Origin of the sequence: Pseudomonas sp. PDM20 (genome assembly GCF_014852575.3) — a bacterium.
Taxonomy (GTDB): Bacteria; Pseudomonadota; Gammaproteobacteria; order Pseudomonadales; family Pseudomonadaceae; genus Pseudomonas.
On the sequence record NZ_CM181224.1, the window covers coordinates 4049153 to 4068219 of the forward strand.

The following is a 19067-nucleotide window of genomic DNA, read 5'->3' on the forward strand; positions in this document are numbered from 1 at the left end:
CAGACCGGTCTGTTCCGACAGCGCAGTTCTTGTCCGGCCTGAGTACCTGCGACAGGTTCGCGATGGCTGCAAACGAGGAGACAATTCCATGACTGTTCGCCCGTGGGACGTTTCTGCTCCCGCCCCCGATGTCGTCTTCGCTCTGGCAGAGCAGCCTGCTTTCCGTCCGGGCGAGCGGGTACGCGTCGCCACTCGCTCGCCGGTGGGGCATTACCGAGTACCGATCTATATCCGCGGCAAGGTGGGCACGGTCGAGGCCGTTGTCGAACCGTCTGCTGTAGACAACGAGCAGGAAGGCTTTGGCCGTAACGCGGGTGCAAAGCGTCACTACTACCGTATGGCATTCCCCATGACCGAGATCTGGCCGCAGTACGCGGGCTCGGCCCAGGATGGGCTGAGGATCGAGGTCTTCGAAACCTGGCTGGAGAGAGTCGATCAATGAGCGAAAAGGGACACGAGCACGATCATGACCATGACCATGACCATACCCACGACGAAATTGCAGAGTCCGGCGGGCCGGGTTACTACGAGATCATGGAGACGGCCGTCCGCGAATTGCTGGTGGCCAAGGGGCTCATAGGCGCCGACGAGATTCGCCGGCAGATCGAAGTGCTGGATTCGCGGACGCCCGCACTGGGGTCCAGAGTCGTTGCTCGGGCATGGACCGACCCGGCATTCAAGGCGCGCCTGCTTGCCAACGGTCGTTCGGCCTGTGAAGAGCTGGGCATCAGCTTCTATGACGATACGCAGCTGATAGCCCTGGAGAACACCGAGAAGGTCCACAACCTTATCGTCTGCACGCTCTGTTCCTGCTACCCGAGACCGCTCCTGGGGCTTCCGCCGGACTGGTACAAGCTCAAGCCTTACCGGGCGCGTGCGGTCAGCGAGCCGCGTGCGGTGCTGGCCGAGTTCGGCACACAGATCCCCGATGATGTGGAGATCCGTGTCAGCGACTCCACGGCGATGGTGCGCTTCCTGGTGGTGCCGAAACGCCCCGAGGGAACCGACGGTTACAACGAGGAACAACTGGCCGCTCTGGTGACCCGTGACTCGATGATCGGTGTCATTCCCGCCACCGCCCCGGACGCAAGGAGCGCCCCATGACTCAGAGTGAACAACTGGTCCGCCGCCTTCCCAACGATATCGGCGGCGACGAGGCCGGCCCGATCGACCGGACCGAACATGTGCTGGAGCCCTGGGAAAAGCGCTGCCATGCCCTGGCGGATGTCCTCGACTTCCACAAGATCATCAATACCGAGGAAAAACGCCGCGGCGTCGAAGCACTGGGTGCGCAGATGATCTCGGCGCTGAGCTACTACGAGCGGTGGATCGTGGCGTTCGCCAACCTCTGCTTCGAGAAGCAGATTCTCACTCCCGAGGAATTGGCGAGAAAGATGGACGAAATACAGCGGCGCCATGCCGCCACGGAGGCGGGCTAAGGTCCCGCGGTTTTCACGACCGTTCGTCCGGCAGGTTGAAAGGCATTTGATGCGCATTGACCTTGACATGATGTCAAGGTTGAAAGTGGCTCCATCCACCAAGCAACAGGAGTCGCGAGAGATGATCAGCATTGAAGTCAAAGACATGACCTGCGGCCACTGCGAAGCCACTCTGCGCAAGGTCATTGCGGCAGTGGACGCCAGTGCCGCTGTGAAGGTCGACCTGTCGGCGCGTCGGCTGCAGATCGAGTCCGACGAGGACCCGGTGCAGTTTCTCGACGCCGTGCGCGCCGCCGGGTACAGCCCGGCAGCAGTGGGGACGGTGACCGCCAACGCCGGTGAAGCCAAGGAAAAGCGCGGCTGCTGCTGCCGGTAACTGCAACAAGGCGTCGACTCGCCGTCGGCGCCCGACTTCCCCGGAAGGTGGACATGGATAAGCCACACAGAAAGCGTTCGGATGAACGCGCACAGACCCCATACACAGCCCCTGCCCCCGCACGGGGGCCGGATGCCGCGACCAACCATCACTTTCGCTCATCGCCGGCAGCTCCCTGCTGCGCGACGACTATCGCCGCGCCATGGCGCTGGGATGAGCAGACGGGCTGAGCCCGCCAGGTGATGCCCCATGACAGATGACCACGCTGGCTCGCTCGAGAGCCTGGCGCGGACGAGTACGCTTTTTCAACGAGGAGATCGACATGCAAAGCATCAAGAACAAGCTTCTGGCCGCCGTGCAGATCGGCCTGCTGGCCTTTGCAGGCAGCGCCTTTGCCGCCGACAAGGTCTATACCGCCAACGAGGGCGCGGCGGTGGTCGACGTGCTCGACGCCGCTTCCCTGAAACCCCTGTCCAGCATCCATGTCGGCATAAAGCCGCACAACGTGCAGGTATCGCCCGACGGCAAGTTCGTCTGGGTGACCAACATGGGAGAGCCCGGCAAGATGGCCGCTGACGGAGCGAAGCAGGAGAGCGAGGGTGGGCACCATGACAAGCCCGGTGCAGTCTGGGTCATCGATGCCGGCACCGAGGCGGTGGTCGCCGAAGTGCCAGTGGGCAAGCACCCCGCGCATGTGGTGGTGTCCCCCGACGGCAGCCTGGCTTACGTCAGCAACAGCGCCGACAACACCATCAGCGTGATCGATGCCGCGACCCGCAGCCCGCTGGCGACCATCCCGGTCGGCAAGTTCCCCCATGGCTTGCGCATCAGTCCGGATGGCAAGGAGATCTATATCGCAGACATGAAGGGCGGCACCGTATCGGTCGTCGACACCGCCAGCCGCAAAGAAGTGGCGCAGATCCCTGTCGGCAAGATGCCCGCACAGGTCGGCTTCACCCCGGACGGTCGCCTGGTTGCCGTTTCCCTGGCCGGTGAAAACGCAGTCGCCGTGATCGACACCGCCACACGCAAGGTGGCGCACAAGGTGAGCGTCGGCAACATGCCCATTCAGCTGTTCGTCACCCCGGACTCGCGCACCCTGGTGGTCGCCAATCAGGGCTCACATGAAAAGCCCGGCAACTCGGTCAGCGTGGTCGACCTGGAAAGCTTCAAGGTCGCCAGTACCGTGGAAACCGGAGCTGGTGCCCATGGTGTGGTGATCGACCGTGAAGGACGTTATGCCTACGTCACCAACTCCTTCGCCGACTCCGTATCGAAGGTGGACATCAAGGAAGGCAAGGTGGTCAAGACTGTGCCGGTGTCGAAGAACCCCAATGGCATCAACATGACGCCGTAACGCAACGCCGATCTGCCTATGCCACTGGCCAGCGCCCGATGCACCACATCGGGCGCTTTGTTTCTTGCAGTGATGAGGGGCGGTTGGGGATTCAAGGCCCAGGTTGGTGTATCAATCGCCTGCAGGCCTTGCCATTACGGCATTTCAGCCTGACGACAAACAACAACCAACTCAGGAAGCACTCGAAAATTGTGGGAAACCGGGGCTCAGAATCACCCGGAGCGCGTTCAGATCTTCTAAGGGCCTTGCTTTCTGCTGGTGACAGCAACCGACTCAAACCGGACGGCCAATCGCTGTCAGTGAAGACAATCGGCCGCCTACCTAGACGGAATGTTCGTCACGCAGCTGATCCCGCCGAAAGAGATTTACGGTTGTGCAGTGTCCTGCCGGGTCACGTGGGTTGTTTGCCCAAAGGCCCTATACGTACTACGGTCAATCGCATTGACAGGGATGGTCGCGCTTTCATACCGAGCTGCTTGGATTCTGCGTTCCATTCCGCCGCCCTTTGGCCGTTGGACCCAGCATGGAGCGCTTATGAAACCCCCAGGCCTGGCAAGCGCAGTAAAGGAAGACCTACCCAGCCAGCACGTCCCGCTGTCCCTTCCGTGTCTGCGCCGAGGCGAGACAGCCCCCAGCAGGCACCGGCCCGGTATCTCCGAGCTGATCCGCCCGACCTCCGTAACGCTGGCCATATTGGCATGTCTCGATGCTTCACCGGCGAGCGCGGTGTTGATTCCCGAAGACACTTACACAACGCCATTCCAGGTTCTCGCCGGCGAAGAAAAGACTTTCGTCGGCGGCACAGTTATAAGCCCCCTCCCTCCTTTCCCACCCCAGTTGGGCGGGAGCGGTGTGCGGGTTCTCGGCGGTACCGCAATTTTTGACCCCCATCTCGGGGACGGCACGCCGATCCATATCAACGTCAGTGGGAATGCGATTGACGGGTTGTACCTCAATGGCGGCAGCATCGTTGTGAATCCCGGCGGAACCTATGTCTATGCAACCGGCGGCAGCGTGCGGGGAATTTATAACGTTATCAGCACGGCTGTGCCCTCGCAGTTCGACGGAGCCGAAGTCTACGTCACCACGGACTACGTCGGCTCCGATGCGCTGCGCACCTACGGAGCGATGGCCACGACGGTCTTGCGGGACTCCACCCTGACAACGCTGCGGGACACCTCTATAGGAGCCCAAGTCTGGCGAGGTGCCAAAGCCGACTTGCGTAATACCGCCATCTCGACCCAGGGTTTCAGGGCATATGGCGTGCAGGTTTTCGAAAGTAGCAGTGAGGTCCAGGCCACGGACGGATCTATCACGACGCAAGGCTCCGAGGCTCACGCCGTTCTCATTCAATCAAGTGGAAAATTCTCCGGCTCGGGCACCTCCGTGCACGCGCAGGGCATGGGAGCCGTTGGCGTCTATGTAAACAGCAATGGCGTCTTTGCAGCGGACGGTATGAACATACAGTCCGATCACAGCTATGGCGTTTACGCCACTGGCGCGGGCCAATTATCCTTGGGGAATACCGAGATCACCGTCGTAGACCCCGGGACCTTCGGCATCTTCATCAATGGCTCGGCACCGGCGACCGTTACCGGAGGTGTCATCCGGACGCAGGCTGATCGGTCCGTGGCGGTACGCAACCAGTCGGGCTCGATCATGGACATCGATGGAACCCAGGTGCAGACCGTGGGCCAGGCTTCACACGGTGTGCATGTGGAGGGATGGGGGACGGTCAACCTGGGGCGTGATGGCTCGACCCGCACAGTCGTCACCACACAAGGCGAAGCCGCCGACGCGGTACGCGTCTCGCCCAACGCCACGGGTTTCAGTGCCACGGGCGCGCAGTTGCGGACAACTGGCGCCAATGCCCAGGGCCTGCATCTGACCGGCACCACGGGGACAGCAGCGAAGGTCTTCGAGCTGACGGACACGGAGATCTCTTCCGCGCTGGCCGACGGTATTCACCTTACTACCGGGCCTGCCACGATCGATCTGAGCAACTCGTCCGTGTCGGGCGGCAATGCTGCCATCAATATCGGCGCGGATTCCGCTGCAACGGCGGACATCAACGCGAGCGGTACGCGGATAGAGGGGCGCATTCTCACCCAGGCAGGCAGTACTTCGAATCTGACCATGGCGGCTGACAGCCTGTGGCTCATGACGGGCGACTCCAATGTGACGAACCTGGTCAACGATCCCAGCCTGATCGACTTTTCCGCTCCGGTGGGAGGTGTGTTCAAGACGCTGACCGTCAATACCTACAGTGGCGACGGCACGATTGCGCTCAACACAGTCCTGGGCGGCGATGATTCGCCTTCAGACAAACTGGTGATCGATGGCGGTAGTGCCACCGCCCTGCCGACTGGCAATACCGCCGTGCTGATCCGCAACGCACGGGATGCCGGCGGCGTAGTGGGACAAGGCGCGCTGACCACCGGCAACGGTATCCTGGTGGTGGATACCCTGAATGGCGCTACGACTTCCCTCGATGCCTTTCGCCTGGCTGGCCGCGTTGTCGCTGGCCCCTACGAGTACACGCTGCGCCGCTCGCGCATCGACGGCAGCAACGATGAGGCCTGGTACCTGCGCTCCACCGCCATCGCGCCTGATCCCGACCCGGATCCAGATCCAGATCCAGATCCGGGCCCCGATCCAGACCCAGACCCTGGTCCAGATCCGGATCCCGGCCCCGATCCTGCCCCGGATCCCACCCCAGAGCCATCGCCGCAACCGAATTTCCGTCCCGAGGTGTCGCTCTACGGCGCGCTCCCCGCACTGGCGCTGGTCTATAACCGAACCCTGGTCGACACCCTCCACGAGCGCGTGGGCGAGGAGCGACCGACAGGCTGGCAACAGCCACCGGCCCAGGATGAAAGCACCTGGGGCCCCTCCCTGGGCTGGGGGCGCGTCATCTATCGCAGCGGCAAGCAGGACGGTGACCGCAAGGACGCCGTCGGCAAGACCCCGGAGTACAACTACGACCTGACTGCCTTCCAGGTCGGCGCCGACCTGTACCGGAAAGAGCGGGCCGACGGCAGTCGCGATCAGGCCGGTTTCTCGCTGGGCATCGGCAGTATGGACGCCGGCGTCAGCCACTACACCGGAAGCAATGCCGGCGATGACACGCTGCGGGCGTACAGTCTGGGCGGCTACTGGACGCACTTCGGCCGCGAAGGCTGGTACCTGGACGGTGTTCTGCAGGTCAGCCGATACGACATCGAGGCGCGCCCCAACGAGCTGGCCAAGCTGAAGACCAAGGGCTGGGGCTATACCGGGTCGCTGGAAGGTGGCTACCCCTACGAGGCGAGCAAGAACCTGTGGGTCGAGTCCCAGGCGCAGGTGATCTACAGCTACGTCGACCTCGACGACAGCGACGACGTGGGGGCCGACGTGCGCTTCCGCGATGTGGAATCGTTGATCGGCCGACTGGGCGTGCGTCTAGCTAAAGACTGGGAGACAGAGGGCAGCGACAAGACTCGCCGTCGCACTCAAGGGTGGATTCGTCCCAGCGTCTGGCATGAATTCAAGGGCCAGCCGAAGACCGAATTCTCGTCGCAGTCAGGCTACATCCCGTTCGAGGCGGACATCGATGGCACCTGGGGCGAGATCAACCTGGGGGTCGACCATCAGGCCAGCGAGAAGGTGACCTTCACCGTCTCCGCCGGCTACCGCGAGGCCTTCGATGGTGACAGTCATGGCTACGATGCGGCGGTCGGATTCAAGTATCTGTTCTAGAGACGTTGAGCGGGCCGTCAGGCGCAGGTTTGACGGCTAAGGCTCTCCACTCAGCTTGTTCGGTGTCCGCTCCTGGCCGGAAGCTGCCCTCCGCACCGGCCAGCCATCGGGCAGAAGCGGACCATCGCCAACCTGCAGTTTTCAAGCAATCCCACATCCCGTATATTTGATAACGATTGTCGTTTGCAAATTGTTCTTAGGGGATTGCAATGCAGGGGGATTCGTCGCTGCAGGCGGTAGGGATGCTTTACCGCGACCATCATGGCTGGCTGCGTGGCTGGCTGCGCAAGCGTCTCAACGATGCCGCCGATGCCGCCGACCTGGCGCAGGACACCTTCGTTCGCGTGCTGATGGCCCGGAGCGCCGAGGCGATCCGCGAGCCCCGGCACTACCTGCAGACCATCGCCCGGGGCCTGGTCATCGACCTGTACCGCCGCCGTTCGCTGGAGCGCGCCTATCTGGAGGCGCTGGCGCTGCTGCCCGAAGCGGTACAGCCGTCCCTCGAGGAACAGGCGCTGCTGCTCGAGGCGCTGCAGGAAATCGACCGGATGCTCGATGGCCTGGGGCCGAAGGTCCGGCAGGCCTTCATCCTTTCCCAGCTCGAAGGGCTGACCTACAACCAGATCGCCGAGCGACTGGGTATCTCCCTGCGCACGGTGAACAAGTACATGGCCAAGGCCATGGAGCACTGCTGCCTGGCCATGGCGGGAGTCCTGTGAACGACTCCCTGCAACCCAATGAACGGGAAGCCATCAGCGAAGCGGCCCGCTGGTACGCACGCCTGGCCAACGCGACGCCGGGAGACGGCGATCAGCGGGCCTGGCAACGCTGGCTGGCGGCCGACCCGATCAACCAGCGCGCCTGGCAACGCATCGAATCGGTGAACCTGCAGATGGCCCGCGTGCCGGGTCGCCTGGCGGCTGCCACGCTGGCCTCGGCCGGGCAGTCCCGGCGCCAGGTGCTGCGCAGCTTCGTCGTGCTCGCCTCGCTGGGCGGCCTGGCCACCCTGGGTTGGCGCAGTGACGTACGCCAACGCTACACCGCCGGCTACCGGACCGCGGTCGGCGAACGTCGCCACTTCACCCTGGCGGACGGCAGCCGGATGCAACTGGGCACTGACAGCGCTGTGGATGTGCTGTTCGATGCGAACCAGCGCCTGATCGTCCTGCGCGCCGGCGAGGTGCTGATCAGCACCGCAACCGATGCACTCGACAGGCCCTTCCGCGTACGCAGCAACGACGCCACCGTGCGCGCGCTGGGTACTCGTTTCAGCGTGGGCAACTGGGGCAACGGAACCGAGGTGGCAGTGCTGGAGAAAGCCGTCGAAGTCTCGGTGCCCGGCCAGGACAAGCCGTTGCGCCTGGAAGCCGGCCAGCACACGCGGATCGTCTCCGGCGTCATCCAGCCTGTGCAGGCCAACGACGCCTCGGTGGGTGCCTGGGCGCAAGGCAGCCTGATTGCCATCGACCGCCCGCTGGGCGAGTTGCTGGAGGAACTGGGACGCTACCGCCACGGCTGGTTGAGGTGCGACCCGCGCATCAGTGGTCTGCGCATTTCCGGCGCCTTCCCGGTGGATGACACCGACCTCGCGCTCAGGGCCCTGGAGCGCAGCTTCCCTGTCACGGCGGTGTATCGCACGGGGTATTGGGTAACCGTGGTTCCGCGCGGCTGAGCCGGCCTGGAGGCGCAAAAAGATTTTTCCAATCAGCGTGCACTTTCTTCGTCCCTGGTTCGGCTACTCCGGCATCAGTGACCCACTTGGTCACCACCACCGGGGAGAGACCATGCTGTATCCGTTCGTTCGCCACCGGCTTGCCATTCACGTGCAGGCTGCCCTCTTCAGCGTTGCCGTCGTCGGCGTACCCGTCGCTCAGGGCGCAGAGTCCTCAGAGTCCGCAGCATCCAGCGCAGTGCAGAGCATCCGGCAGTACGACATCGCCGCCGGGTCGCTGACCGAGGTGCTCAGCCGCTTCGCCAGCGAAGCCGGGGTCGCGCTCTCATTCGATGCCAGCAAGACCGCGCACCTGCAGTCGGCCGGCCTGCACGGCAGCTATTCGCGGGAGGCCGGGTTCGCCGCCCTCCTCTCCGGCACCGGGCTGCGGGCGGTGGACCAGGGCGGCAGCTATGTGCTGGAGGAAGTTCCGGCGGCGCTGGCGATGAGCGACACGATCATCACCGGCCAGGGCCTGGGGCCGACAACGGAAGACTCCGGTTCCTACACCTCCAACGAAGCCACCATCGGCAAATCCACCCAGCGCCTGAAGGACATCCCGCAGTCGGTCACCGTCATCACCCGCAAGGCGATGGACGACCAGCGCCTCGACACCCTGGACCAGGTGCTGGAGAAAACCACCGGCATCACCACCTACCAGAGCCCGTCCGGCGGCAAGTACATCTACTCGCGCGGCTTCGAGGTGGAAACCATCCAGTACGACGGCGTCCCCCTCGACCGCCGCTACTACGCCATCGGCAGCAGCTTCACCTCCGACACGCTGCTCTACGACCGCGTGGAAGTCCTGCGTGGCGCCAACGGCCTGCTGCAGGGCAGCGGCAACCCCGGCGCGGCGATCAACCTCGTGCGCAAGCGCCCGAAGGCCGAGCCGTCGCTCTCGCTCACCGCCAGCGCCGGCTCCTGGTACACCTACCGGCAGACAATCGATGGCAGCGCCCCGCTCACCGCCGACGGCAGGCTGCGCGGTCGGGTAGTAGCAGGCCATGAGGATCGCGACTACTTCTACGACACCGCGGACAGCCGCAAGAACGTGCTCTACGGCATTCTCGAGTACGACCTGACCGACGATACCCGAGTGGCCGCCGGGGCCAGCGTGGAAGACCTGCACTCGACACCGTCCTTCGGCGGCCTGCCGCGCAACAAGGACGGCAGCGCGGTGCACGCGGGGCGTTCCACCTTTACCGGTGCGGACTGGAACAAATGGAACAACAAGCAGACCACCTACTTCGCCGATGTCACCCATGACTTCAACGATGACTGGCGCCTGAATGCCTCGGGCAGCTACATCCGCGAAACCAACGACATCCTCTACAGCTTCGGCCGTGGCGCGGTAGACCCGGCCACCGGCGACGGCATGCAGTCGCGCGCCTATCTCTATGACTTCGAGAACATCAACAAGGGCGCCGACATCAACCTCGCCGGCAAGTGGCGTGCCTTCGACCTGGAGCACCAGGTGGTGGTCGGCGCCAACGCCAGCGATCTGAAGACCGACGACCTGCAGGGCGGTTTGCTCAACCTGGGGCCGATCAATATCTACGACCCGGTCTCCCCGCGCGAGCCGACCGAGGAAGAGATGCTCAGCACTACCTACGCCGGCACCTCCAAAGGTCACATCCGCCAGAACGGCCTCTACGGCGTGGTTCGCTACAAGCTGGCCGAGCCGCTGACCCTGGTCCTGGGCGGGCGCACCAGCAACTACCAGTACGACTACGAACTTACCCGTTTCACCACCTCCTCCCCCGCCCCGGCGCATTCGAAGGAAACCGGCGAGTTCACTCCCTACGGCGGCCTGATCTACGAGCTGAACAACCAGTGGTCGGTCTACGCCAGCTACACCGACATCTTCAAGCCGCAGACCGAGCTGACCCAGGACAGCGCTCCGCTCAAGCCCATCGAAGGCTCCAACTACGAGCTGGGCCTGAAAGGCGAGCTGATGGACGGGCGGGTGAACACCAGCTTCGCGATCTTCCGCGTGGACCAGGAGAACCGTGCGCAGTACGACTACGCCTCGGAGTGCGGGCAGAACGGCGAAGACAACTGCTACGTGGCCGGCGGCAAGGTTCGCGCCGAGGGCTTCGACGCAGAGATCAGCGGCGAAGTGCTGCGCGACCTGCAGCTGTTCGCCGGCTACACCTACACCTCGACCAAGTTCCTCAACGATCCGGGTGACGGCACCTCGTCCTCCGGCTCCACCTTCAACAGCTACACGCCGCGCCACCTGCTGCGCTTCTGGGCCGACTACAAGCTGCCGGGTGAACTGAACCAGTGGACCGCCGGCGCGGGCGCCAGCATCCAGAGCGAAAACTACAACACCAACTTCGGCGGCACCGGTGGCGTCGGCGATATCAAGCAGTCCGGCTACGCCATCTGGAACGCCCGCCTCGGCTACCAGATCAACAGGAACCTCAGCGTCGCCCTGAACGGCAACAACCTCTTCGACAAGAAGTACTACTCCTCCATCGGCTGGCTGAACGCGAGCAACCAGTATGGTGACCCGCGCAACTACACCGTCACCCTGAAGGCGGACTTCTGAGCGGATGTCGCAGCGGCAGTCCCCCTGACGATGCACGTCAGGGGGACTGCCCCTCCCCTCATGTCTCGCTCACCAGCGCTCGTGACTCATCGCAAAGAGCAACCCACGCCAGGCCGGCGACCCAGATCACGGAAACGGCGTAATTGAGCCGCTGATACAGCCCGAACCCATGCCCGTCGGCGAAGGCCCTCGCCATCATCACCACCGTCGCGACAGCCAGCACCACGCAGAGCCCCGAGAACCCACCGAACCCCGATGACGACAACAGTCGCTTGCCCAGGAACGCCCACAACGCGCTGGCCAGCGTCAGCGAGAGGAACATCACCAGTCCCGCCAGGTTGTGGATCTGCTGGGACGTCGAAGGCTGCGCCGGCGCGCAGCCCTGGTCGCAGGAGAAATAGCCGGTCGCGAAACTGGCCAGGCCGTGCAGTGCTATCAATGCGGCACCGAGCAACGCCAGGCGGGAGCCGGCGAACCTGCGCCCGACACCCACGGCGAAAAGCACGAACAGCACCCCCAGCGGGAAGTTGTTCACCCACGCGGAGTAGCCCTGCGTCGGCGCACCTGCTGCACCCAGCTGACTCATCGCCTGGTCGAGGTGGCTGAAGCCGGGGTAGCCCAGCGAGGTCAGCGCCACCCCCACGAAAAGCCAGCATGGAATCAGCAGCCCCAGGCGCAAAAGGTTCCGGTCAATGTTTGTCACGCGATGGCACTCCCTTGTCATGTTGGCGATCGATCCCGCCTCTTGCGATGCAACCGCCTGCCGGCGGCGCATGCCTTGTTCAATCACGCCAGCTGCCTTCAACCTGGTCCGGGCCCTCATCGGCCAGTGCGGCGCGCAGGCCGGCGCTGTCCAGGCGTCTGCAGTAAGCCGGGCGGGCGCGCTCGAACCGCCGTCCTTCACCCAGGGCGCCGGCATCGACCACGTCGTAGCCCAGGCGCTCATGCAACTCGCTGACCGCCTGCTTGGCCTGCAGGTCGTCACCGGCCATGGGTAGAGCCCGACGATCGGCGGCACCGGCCGGGCGGGCATCGGCGACCAGATCACGCTCGAGGATGGCGTTGAACGCCTTGACCACCGTGGCGCCAACCAGATGCTGCGCCAGCATTTCGCTGGTGGTGGTTTGCCGAGCATCCAGCGCGGCGAGTTGGCCGTCGCGCTGCGGGTAGTAATTGCCGGCATCCAGCACGACCTTCCCGACGAAGGCTTCCACCGGCAATTCAGGGTAGCGGCAGAAGGGAATCGCCAGCAGCACCAGCTCGCCGAAGCTCGCCGCCTGCTCCACGGTGCCAACCTCGCAGCCCAGGGAAGCCGCGGTGCTGGCCAGCGTGTGCGGCCCGCGTGAATTGCTGAGCATGACCTCGCAACCGTTCTTCCCGGCAAGTGCCGCCATGGCGCGGCCAATGAACCCCGCCCCGATGATTCCGATACGCATCGCCTGACTCCTTTGCTTGCAGTGCAGTGGGAACCGGCCCGCGCTTGCCAGCCAGACCGGAAGTCAGGATGCTATTTGAAATCAGACAGCTGAAATATCGGCCTTCATTTGGAAGTGTCGAAACCACAGGTAGCGAATCATGGATCGACTGCAAAGCATGGCGGTGTTCGTCAGGGCCGCCGACAGCGGCTCGTTCTCCTCCGCCGGGGCGGCGCTGGGCATGTCCTCGCAGATGGCCGGCAAGCATGTCAGCGCGCTGGAGGAGCGCCTGGGCGTCAAGCTGCTCAACCGCACCACCCGCCGGCAGAGCCTGACCGAGATCGGCCAGCACTACTATGAAAGCTGCAAACGCGTACTGGCCGAAGCAGAGGCCGCGGATGCCCTGGCCCTGGATCATCTCGCGGTCCCCCGGGGACGATTGCGGATCAGCGCTCCGGTCACCTATGGCACCTACTGCCTGATGCCGCTGCTGGGCCGCTACCTGCGCCAGCACCCGGACGTGAAGATCGAGTTGTCGCTCAGTGACCGCCTGGTAGACCTGATCGACGAGAGCTTCGAAGCGGTGATCCGCATAGGACCGCTGGACGACTCCAGCCTGGTCGCGCGGCCATTGGCGGCCTATCGGCTGATTGCCTGCGCGGCGCCAGCCTACCTCGCCGAGCATGGCACTCCGCAGACGCCCGACGATCTCGAAGGGCACCACTGCCTGGGGCTTACCGCCTGGCCTGCATCGGTATCCGGGGGGTGGCAGATGCTGGGGGGTGAAAGCCTGCAACTGCTGGCCCAGAGCAGCCGCCTTCAGGTCAACGACGCCCGCGCGCAGCGCGCCGCCGCGTGCGATGGCCTGGGCATCATCCTCGGCGCCGAGATGATGCTCGCCGAGGACCTCCGGCAGGGCCGCCTGGTGCAGCTGTTCCCCGACCTTCAGGCACCGGCGCGGCAGGTCCATCTGCTCTACGCCAGCGACCGCCGCATGCCGCCGAAGCTGCGCCGTTTCGTCGACCAGGTAGTCGCCGAACTGGGAGCCAGGCCGGCCTGAAGCGGACGCTCGCGCCGTCGCAAGGATAACGGCGGAGCTGACGGTCAGGCTGCATCGCCGCGGGAGCGGTCAGGCAATGGTTGACGCGAGCACTGCGTTCGATAAGGTCAGGGACAGACCTACCATTCGCGAATGAGCAGCAGCTCGGGAGATGCAGCCAGTGCAGGACGACAGCACCAGCGTGGACACAGTGGTTTTCGATCTTGGCGGCGTGCTGGTCGATTGGAATCCGCGTTACCTCTACCGGAAAGTCTTCGACGGCGACGAAGTGGCGATGGAGGCTTTCCTCGCCCAGGTCTGCAACCAGGCCTGGAACGAACGCCAGGACCGCGGGCGGCCCTGGGCCGAAGCGATCGCCGAGGCCATCGCGCTGCACCCTGCGCACGAGCCGCATATCCGGGCGTACCGCGAGCGCTGGGACGAGATGCTCGGCGGTGCCCTGGAAGACACCGTGCAGGTCCTCGATGAACTCCACCAGAGCGGCGTACGCTTACTGGCGCTGACCAACTGGTCGGCGGAGACCTTTCCGGTGGCCGAAGAACGTTTCGAGTTCCTCGGCAAGTTCGAAGCGGTACTGGTCTCCGGCCAGGAAGGTTGGATGAAACCCGAACCGGAGATCTTCCAGCTGCTGATCCGGCGCTATGGTCTTGCGCCGTCCCGCACGTTGTTCATCGATGACGTCCGCAAGAATGTGGAGGCGGCGCAGGCCCTGGGCCTGCAGGCCATCCAGTTCGCCAGCGCACGGCAATTGCGCAACGACCTGAAAGCCTTCGGCCTTCCGATCGCCCCCTCGTAGCAGTGAGCCACCAGCGCTCACGCAGGACGCAGGTACAAGCGGCTGCTGGGCGCTTCACCCGACCGGGGTTCAACCTGGACCGGGCTCAACCACCCAGCGCAATGATGGCGAACAGCAGCGCCGTACCCACTACCGCCAATGCAATCCCGCCCGCCCAGGGCGAACCGCCGGAATAGCGGGCGAGCATCCAGCCGGAGATGAACAGCATCACCAGCGCCACCGCATTGGAAGCGCGGATGGCCGGGCCGGTCTGGTCGATCAGCAGGAAGGGGATGACCAACGGGAAGGTCGCCAGCACCACCAGCAGGAACGTTGCCAGCGCGCCCTTGATGTCTGCCCAGCCGATCCGCGCCTCGATGGGCGTGCCGGCGCTGCCCAGCATCCGCAGGCGCAGCACTTCCAGCCCTTCCGCACCCGCCGCCGCGGCGATGCGCGGTGGCAGTTCGGCGGCGATGAGGCTCTGCCCGGTCCGCGGTTCGGTGCCGCCCTGCAGGCGCTCCAGCAGCGTGCGGCTGCGAGTACGCTCGGTCCAGGTGCGCATCAGGAAGATCACGGCATCGGCCAGGCCCCAGGCGAGGTTGCAGCCCAGCGCGGCGATCAGCATGGTGCGCACCTCCTCCCGCCCCGAGGTCGCCACGCTCAGCGAGCCGATGAAGGTCATGGCCATCAGCAGGCCGAAAATCACTTCGGTGATGCGGTCGATCGGTTCCAGCACCCGCTGCCAGGTGCCCTTCTCGGCTTTGTCCATCGCCTCCCTCCTGATCGGCGAGCACGGCTCGTCGTCCCTCGTTCATGCCATTGACTGAGCGCTTGCAAGTGGTGATCGAAGCAACGCGTCCGGCCGGGGCTAGCCCAGCCGGACGATATCGACCGAAATTTCCACGGCGGTGACGCTGCCGCGGTTCTCCAGCCAGTGCGTGGTGTTGTGGTCCTCGGGCCAGCCGACGCCCGGTCCGTAGTCGGTGGCGATACCGTCGCGATGGTCGGTGATGGTGCCCTGCAGGATGAACACCGTGCCGGGGCGGTCCACGTGGTCATGCACCGGCCCGAAGACGCCGCCGGGCGCGATGGTCACCCGGCGCATCCGCAATTGCCGGCCGGCCATGCCCTCGATCTCCGGGCCGAGGTCGACCGAGGACAACAGCTCCACCGTCACGCCCCGGGTCTCGGGGGCCACCTCTTGGCTGTTCATCGCGCACGCCTCGCTGGACGACAGGTTCTCTGTGCCAGTAAAGACGTTGCATGGCGCCGCTCTAAGCGAGGCGACAAAGGGTCGTTCAGCCCACGGCTGGCAGGGGCTCCAGGATCGCCACGGCGCGCACGAAACCGGCGGAGGCGTGGCGGATCTTGTAGGGGAAGCAACTGACCAGGAAGCCGTGGTCAGGCAGTTGCTCGAGGTTGGCGAGCTTCTCCATCTGCCCGTAGCCGATGTCGCGCCCGGCCTTGTGGCCTTCCCAGATGATCGACGCGTCACCCGAGGCGGCGAAGCGTTCGCGGGTGTACTTGAAGGGCGCGTCCCAGCTCCAGGCATCGGTGCCCACCACCCGCACGCCGCGCTCCAGCAGGTAAAGCGTTGCCTCGCGGCCCATGCCGACGCCGGCTTCGAGGTAGCCCGGCTGGCCGAACAGGCTGCCGGCGCGGGTGTTCACCAGCACGATGTCCAGCGGCTGCAGCGCATGGCCGATGCGCGCCAGTTCGGCCTCGACCTCGGCGGCAGTCACCACATGGCCGTCCGGGAAGTGACGGAAGTCCAGCTTCACCCCCGGCTGCAGGCACCACTCCAGCGGCAGCTCGTCGATGCCGAAGGCCGGTTTGCCACCGTCGGTGGTGGAAGCGTAGTGCCACGGCGCGTCCATGTGGGTGCCACTGTGGGTGGTGATCTGCAGGCGCTCCGCCGCCCAGGACTCATCGCCGGGCAGGTCTTCCTTGCGCAGGCCGGGGAACATCGCGGCCATTTCCGGCCAGCCCTGCTGGTGGTCCATGTAGTCGATCTTCGGCAGCAGGGGCGGCGGGTCGGTATAGGGGTTGTTGTCCAGGGTCACGGACAGGTCCAGCAGACGGCGTTGATTCAGGCTCATGCGGAGATTCCTTTGCGGGCGGCGGCGCGGCTGCGACGCGGCGGGAGGTCGAGGGCGTTGCGCAGCAGGCCGGCCACCGTGCCGTCGTGGCAGAAGCCCAGCTCACGGGCCTGCGGCGTGCGCAGTGGCGGATAGGCGCCGAACAGCGCCTCCAGTTGCGGATCGGGTTCGAAGGCGATGCGCTCGCAGTTGGCCTCGCCAAAACAGGCGGCAAGCCCGGCAAGCACCTGGGCGATGGACAGCTGCAGCACTGGCAGTTGCCACACCCGCTGGCTGCCGGGCTCCCTGAGTTCGGCGGCGTGCAGCAGGTTGTCCACGCAGCAGCGGGCCGACATCCACCAGGCGCTGGCCTGCGGCGACACCGGGCAGGTGTAGCTGTCCCCCGCCGCACAGGCGTGCAGCAGGTCGCTCATGAAGGCCGAGCGCAGCCCGTTGGGCTCGCGCGGCCGGGCGACTATGCCGGGCAGGCGCAGGGCGCGCCCGTCCACTTCGCCGCGCCGGGACAGGTCCTGCAGGGCAATTTCCACCATGCGCTTGTGCGCCGCGTAGGACAGCTGCGGCGCCGCCGGCTGTGCCTCGTCCATCCGCGCCGGCAGCTCGCCGCCGTAGACTGCCACGCTGCTGGCATACACCAGCACCGGCGGCCGCGCGGGATTGCGCAGCTGGTGCAGCAGCTCCAGGCTGGCCTGCAGATTGACCTGGTAACCCAGTTCGTACTGCGCTTCGGCGGCACCGCCGGGCACGCTCACCAGGTGGAACACCACGTCGACACCATCGGCCAGCACACGGCGCAGCAGGGCCGGATCGGTGACGCTGCCGTAATGCCGGCGCAGGCGCGAATCGTCAGGCAGGCCGTCGAGTTTCTGGTCCAGCAACAGCAAGGCTCCGATCCGCCTGCCGCGCAGCTCGCCCACTTCCAGCAGGCGACGCACCAGCAGGCGGCCGACGAAGCCATTGGCCCCGCTGACCATCACGCGCATGGCCAGCCCCCTTGCACCACGCACTGGTCGATGGCGCCGAAGAGCACCTCGCCTTCGCTGCCGCACGCTTCCATGCGCACGCGGTCGCCGAAGTGCATGAAGGCCGTGCGCGGTGCCCCGTGGGCGATGGTCTCGATGGCGCGGCGCTCGGCGATGCAGGCCGAGCCCACCGAGCGATCGGCGTTGGACACGGTGCCCGAGCCGATCAGCGTGCCGGCGCTCAGGCGCCGCGTCAGGGAGGCATGGGCGATCAGCTCATGGAAGCCGAAGTGCATGGCGCCGCCATGGGGATGGCCGAACCATTCGCCGTTCCATTCCACCTTCAACGGCAGGTGCACGCGACCGTCGCGCCAGGCATGGCCCAGCTCGTCCGGGGTCACCGCCACCGGGGCGAAGCTGGATGCCGGCTTGGCCTGGAGGAAGCCGAAGCCGGTCTTCATCTCGCGAGGCGCCAGCGCGCGAAGGCTGACGTCGTTGAGCTGCAGCACCAGGCGCACATGGTTGAGTGCCTGCTCCGCCGGGCAGCCCATGGGCACCGCGTCGAGCAGCACGGCGAACTCGCCTTCGAAGTCGATGCCGTGGGCTTCGCTGGGCAGCGGGATATCCGCGCGGGGACCGAGGAAGTCGTCGCCAGCACCCTGGTAGATCAGCGGAATGCGCTCGACGCCTTCGATGGGCTCCAGGTTGAAGGCCTTCTGCATCAGCTCGCCGTGGCTGAGGAAGCAGGAGCCGTCCAGCCATTGCCAGGCGCGTGGCAGCGGCGCGGCGAGTTGCGCCGGGTCGAGATCGAAGGCGCCGGCGACGGCATTGGCGTTGAGCCGCTGGTACAGCCTCTGCAGGTCGGACTCCAGCAGCTCCCAGTTGTCCAGCGCGGCCTGCAGGGTGGCGGCGATGCCGCTGGCATCCACCGCCCGCGTCAGGTCGCGGGAGGCTACCAGCAGGCGGCCATCGCGGCTGCCGTCATCGAGGGTAGCAAGCTTCATGGCAGCAGCTCCTTCAACTCGGCCGCGTAACGACCATCGAGAAGAATGAAGACCATCCGCGCCATTGCTTCGGTGCGGTTGCTCCACGCGTGATTGGTGCCGCGCTGCACCACGATGTCACCGCGCTTGAGCTGCACCTCGCCGTCGTCCAGCACCAGCCAGACCTCGCCCTCGGTGACGATGCCGTAGTCCAGGGTCTGGGTGCGGTGCATCAGCTTGTGCTTCGAGTCGGCCTTGCCGGTGCCGGCATGGGATTCGCCGATTTCGGCGAAGACCGCGGCGGCGTCTTCGGCGCTGACCTGGTTCTGCACGCTGTCCGGCGGGATATCCACCACGCGGATGACGCTGCCCAGCGGGCCGGGGCTGAGTTGCAGCGGCTGCGCGGTGGGGTCGTCGCCGTTGTCCAGCGGCGCGGGACTGCCGAGGCTGTTCCACACCTCGTAGAACAGCGTGCCGGGCACCGCCTTGAGCGGGAAGTTGTTCGGCGTCGGGCCGCAGCTGGCGACCACCGCCTGGCCCTGGGCATCGTGGCCGGTGACCACGCGTTTGAAGGTGGGAAGCTGTTGCATGCTGTCTCCTT

General features: G+C 65.3%; 19 protein-coding genes. 11 read left to right on the forward strand and 8 right to left on the reverse strand.

Going from position 1 to position 19067, the window contains the following annotated elements:
* Nucleotides 1-88 precede the first annotated feature (88 nt).
* The 9 genes from IB261_RS18365 (at nt 89) to IB261_RS18405 (ending at nt 11175) form a co-directional block, all read left to right on the forward strand.
* On the forward strand, nt 89-442 hold the full coding sequence (locus IB261_RS18365; RefSeq protein ID WP_081518459.1) for an SH3-like domain-containing protein: 354 nt from the start codon (nt 89-91) through the stop codon (nt 440-442).
* Nucleotides 439-1104, forward strand: a complete 666-nt coding sequence (gene nthA, locus IB261_RS18370; protein ID WP_192381422.1) for a nitrile hydratase subunit alpha — start codon at nt 439-441, stop codon at nt 1102-1104. Before IB261_RS18365 ends, nthA begins: the two co-directional genes overlap by 4 nt.
* Nucleotides 1101-1439, forward strand: a complete 339-nt coding sequence (locus IB261_RS18375) for an SH3-like domain-containing protein (protein WP_081518461.1) — start codon at nt 1101-1103, stop codon at nt 1437-1439. Before nthA ends, IB261_RS18375 begins: the two co-directional genes overlap by 4 nt.
* A gap of 121 nt (nt 1440-1560) precedes the next feature.
* On the forward strand, nt 1561-1815 hold the full coding sequence (locus IB261_RS18380) for a heavy-metal-associated domain-containing protein (RefSeq protein ID WP_192381421.1): 255 nt from the start codon (nt 1561-1563) through the stop codon (nt 1813-1815).
* A 322-nt stretch (nt 1816-2137) separates the two neighbouring features.
* Entirely contained in the window at nt 2138-3172 is a 1035-nt protein-coding gene (locus IB261_RS18385; RefSeq protein ID WP_192381420.1) for a YVTN family beta-propeller repeat protein, read from the forward strand.
* 534 nt (nt 3173-3706) lie between these two features.
* The gene (locus IB261_RS18390; RefSeq protein WP_192381419.1) at nt 3707-6910 is read left to right on the forward strand and encodes an autotransporter family protein; all 3204 of its coding nucleotides are present in this window, start codon (nt 3707-3709) and stop codon (nt 6908-6910) included.
* Nucleotides 6911-7119: 209 nt separating this feature from the next.
* Nucleotides 7120-7629 (forward strand): sigma-70 family RNA polymerase sigma factor, encoded by a 510-nt coding sequence (locus IB261_RS18395; RefSeq protein WP_151187586.1) that lies wholly within the window; start codon nt 7120-7122, stop codon nt 7627-7629.
* On the forward strand, nt 7626-8582 hold the full coding sequence (locus IB261_RS18400; RefSeq protein WP_318653036.1) for a FecR domain-containing protein: 957 nt from the start codon (nt 7626-7628) through the stop codon (nt 8580-8582). The genes IB261_RS18395 and IB261_RS18400 overlap by 4 nt, the downstream gene beginning before the upstream one ends.
* Nucleotides 8583-8694: 112 nt before the next feature.
* Nucleotides 8695-11175, forward strand: coding sequence for a TonB-dependent siderophore receptor (locus IB261_RS18405; protein ID WP_192381418.1), 2481 nt, complete (start codon nt 8695-8697; stop codon nt 11173-11175).
* A gap of 58 nt (nt 11176-11233) precedes the next feature.
* Here the strand turns inward: IB261_RS18405 and IB261_RS18410 are convergent, their stop codons facing one another.
* Complete coding sequence (locus IB261_RS18410) at nt 11234-11878, reverse strand: DUF998 domain-containing protein (protein WP_192381458.1); 645 nt, start codon at nt 11876-11878, stop codon at nt 11234-11236.
* A 79-nt stretch (nt 11879-11957) separates the two neighbouring features.
* Complete coding sequence (locus IB261_RS18415; protein ID WP_192211060.1) at nt 11958-12611, reverse strand: NADPH-dependent F420 reductase; 654 nt, start codon at nt 12609-12611, stop codon at nt 11958-11960.
* A gap of 139 nt (nt 12612-12750) precedes the next feature.
* Here IB261_RS18415 and IB261_RS18420 point away from each other — a divergent pair, with 139 nt between their 5' ends.
* Entirely contained in the window at nt 12751-13650 is a 900-nt protein-coding gene (locus tag IB261_RS18420) for a LysR family transcriptional regulator (protein WP_081518469.1), read from the forward strand.
* 151 nt (nt 13651-13801) lie between these two features.
* Nucleotides 13802-14446 carry an HAD family hydrolase gene (locus tag IB261_RS18425; RefSeq protein WP_192381417.1) on the forward strand — a complete coding sequence of 215 codons (645 nt, stop codon included), beginning with the start codon at nt 13802-13804 and terminating at the stop codon, nt 14444-14446.
* An 85-nt stretch (nt 14447-14531) separates the two neighbouring features.
* On the opposite strand, the gene IB261_RS18430 is transcribed toward IB261_RS18425, so the two are convergent.
* The 6 genes from IB261_RS18430 to IB261_RS18455 form a co-directional block, all read right to left on the reverse strand.
* Nucleotides 14532-15194, reverse strand: coding sequence for a VIT1/CCC1 transporter family protein (locus IB261_RS18430; protein ID WP_192381416.1), 663 nt, complete (start codon nt 15192-15194; stop codon nt 14532-14534).
* Between the two features lie 99 nt (nt 15195-15293).
* On the reverse strand, nt 15294-15638 hold the full coding sequence (locus tag IB261_RS18435) for a cupin domain-containing protein (RefSeq protein WP_151187590.1): 345 nt from the start codon (nt 15636-15638) through the stop codon (nt 15294-15296).
* An 85-nt stretch (nt 15639-15723) separates the two neighbouring features.
* Complete coding sequence (locus IB261_RS18440) at nt 15724-16524, reverse strand: cyclase family protein (RefSeq protein WP_081518472.1); 801 nt, start codon at nt 16522-16524, stop codon at nt 15724-15726.
* Nucleotides 16521-17504, reverse strand: a complete 984-nt coding sequence (locus IB261_RS18445; protein WP_081518473.1) for an NAD-dependent epimerase/dehydratase family protein — start codon at nt 17502-17504, stop codon at nt 16521-16523. The genes IB261_RS18440 and IB261_RS18445 overlap by 4 nt, the downstream gene beginning before the upstream one ends.
* Complete coding sequence (locus IB261_RS18450) at nt 17495-18487, reverse strand: fumarylacetoacetate hydrolase family protein (protein WP_192381415.1); 993 nt, start codon at nt 18485-18487, stop codon at nt 17495-17497. Before IB261_RS18450 ends, IB261_RS18445 begins: the two co-directional genes overlap by 10 nt.
* Nucleotides 18484-19056, reverse strand: coding sequence for a cupin domain-containing protein (locus tag IB261_RS18455; RefSeq protein ID WP_081518475.1), 573 nt, complete (start codon nt 19054-19056; stop codon nt 18484-18486). The genes IB261_RS18450 and IB261_RS18455 overlap by 4 nt, the downstream gene beginning before the upstream one ends.
* Nucleotides 19057-19067: the final 11 nt, after the last annotated feature.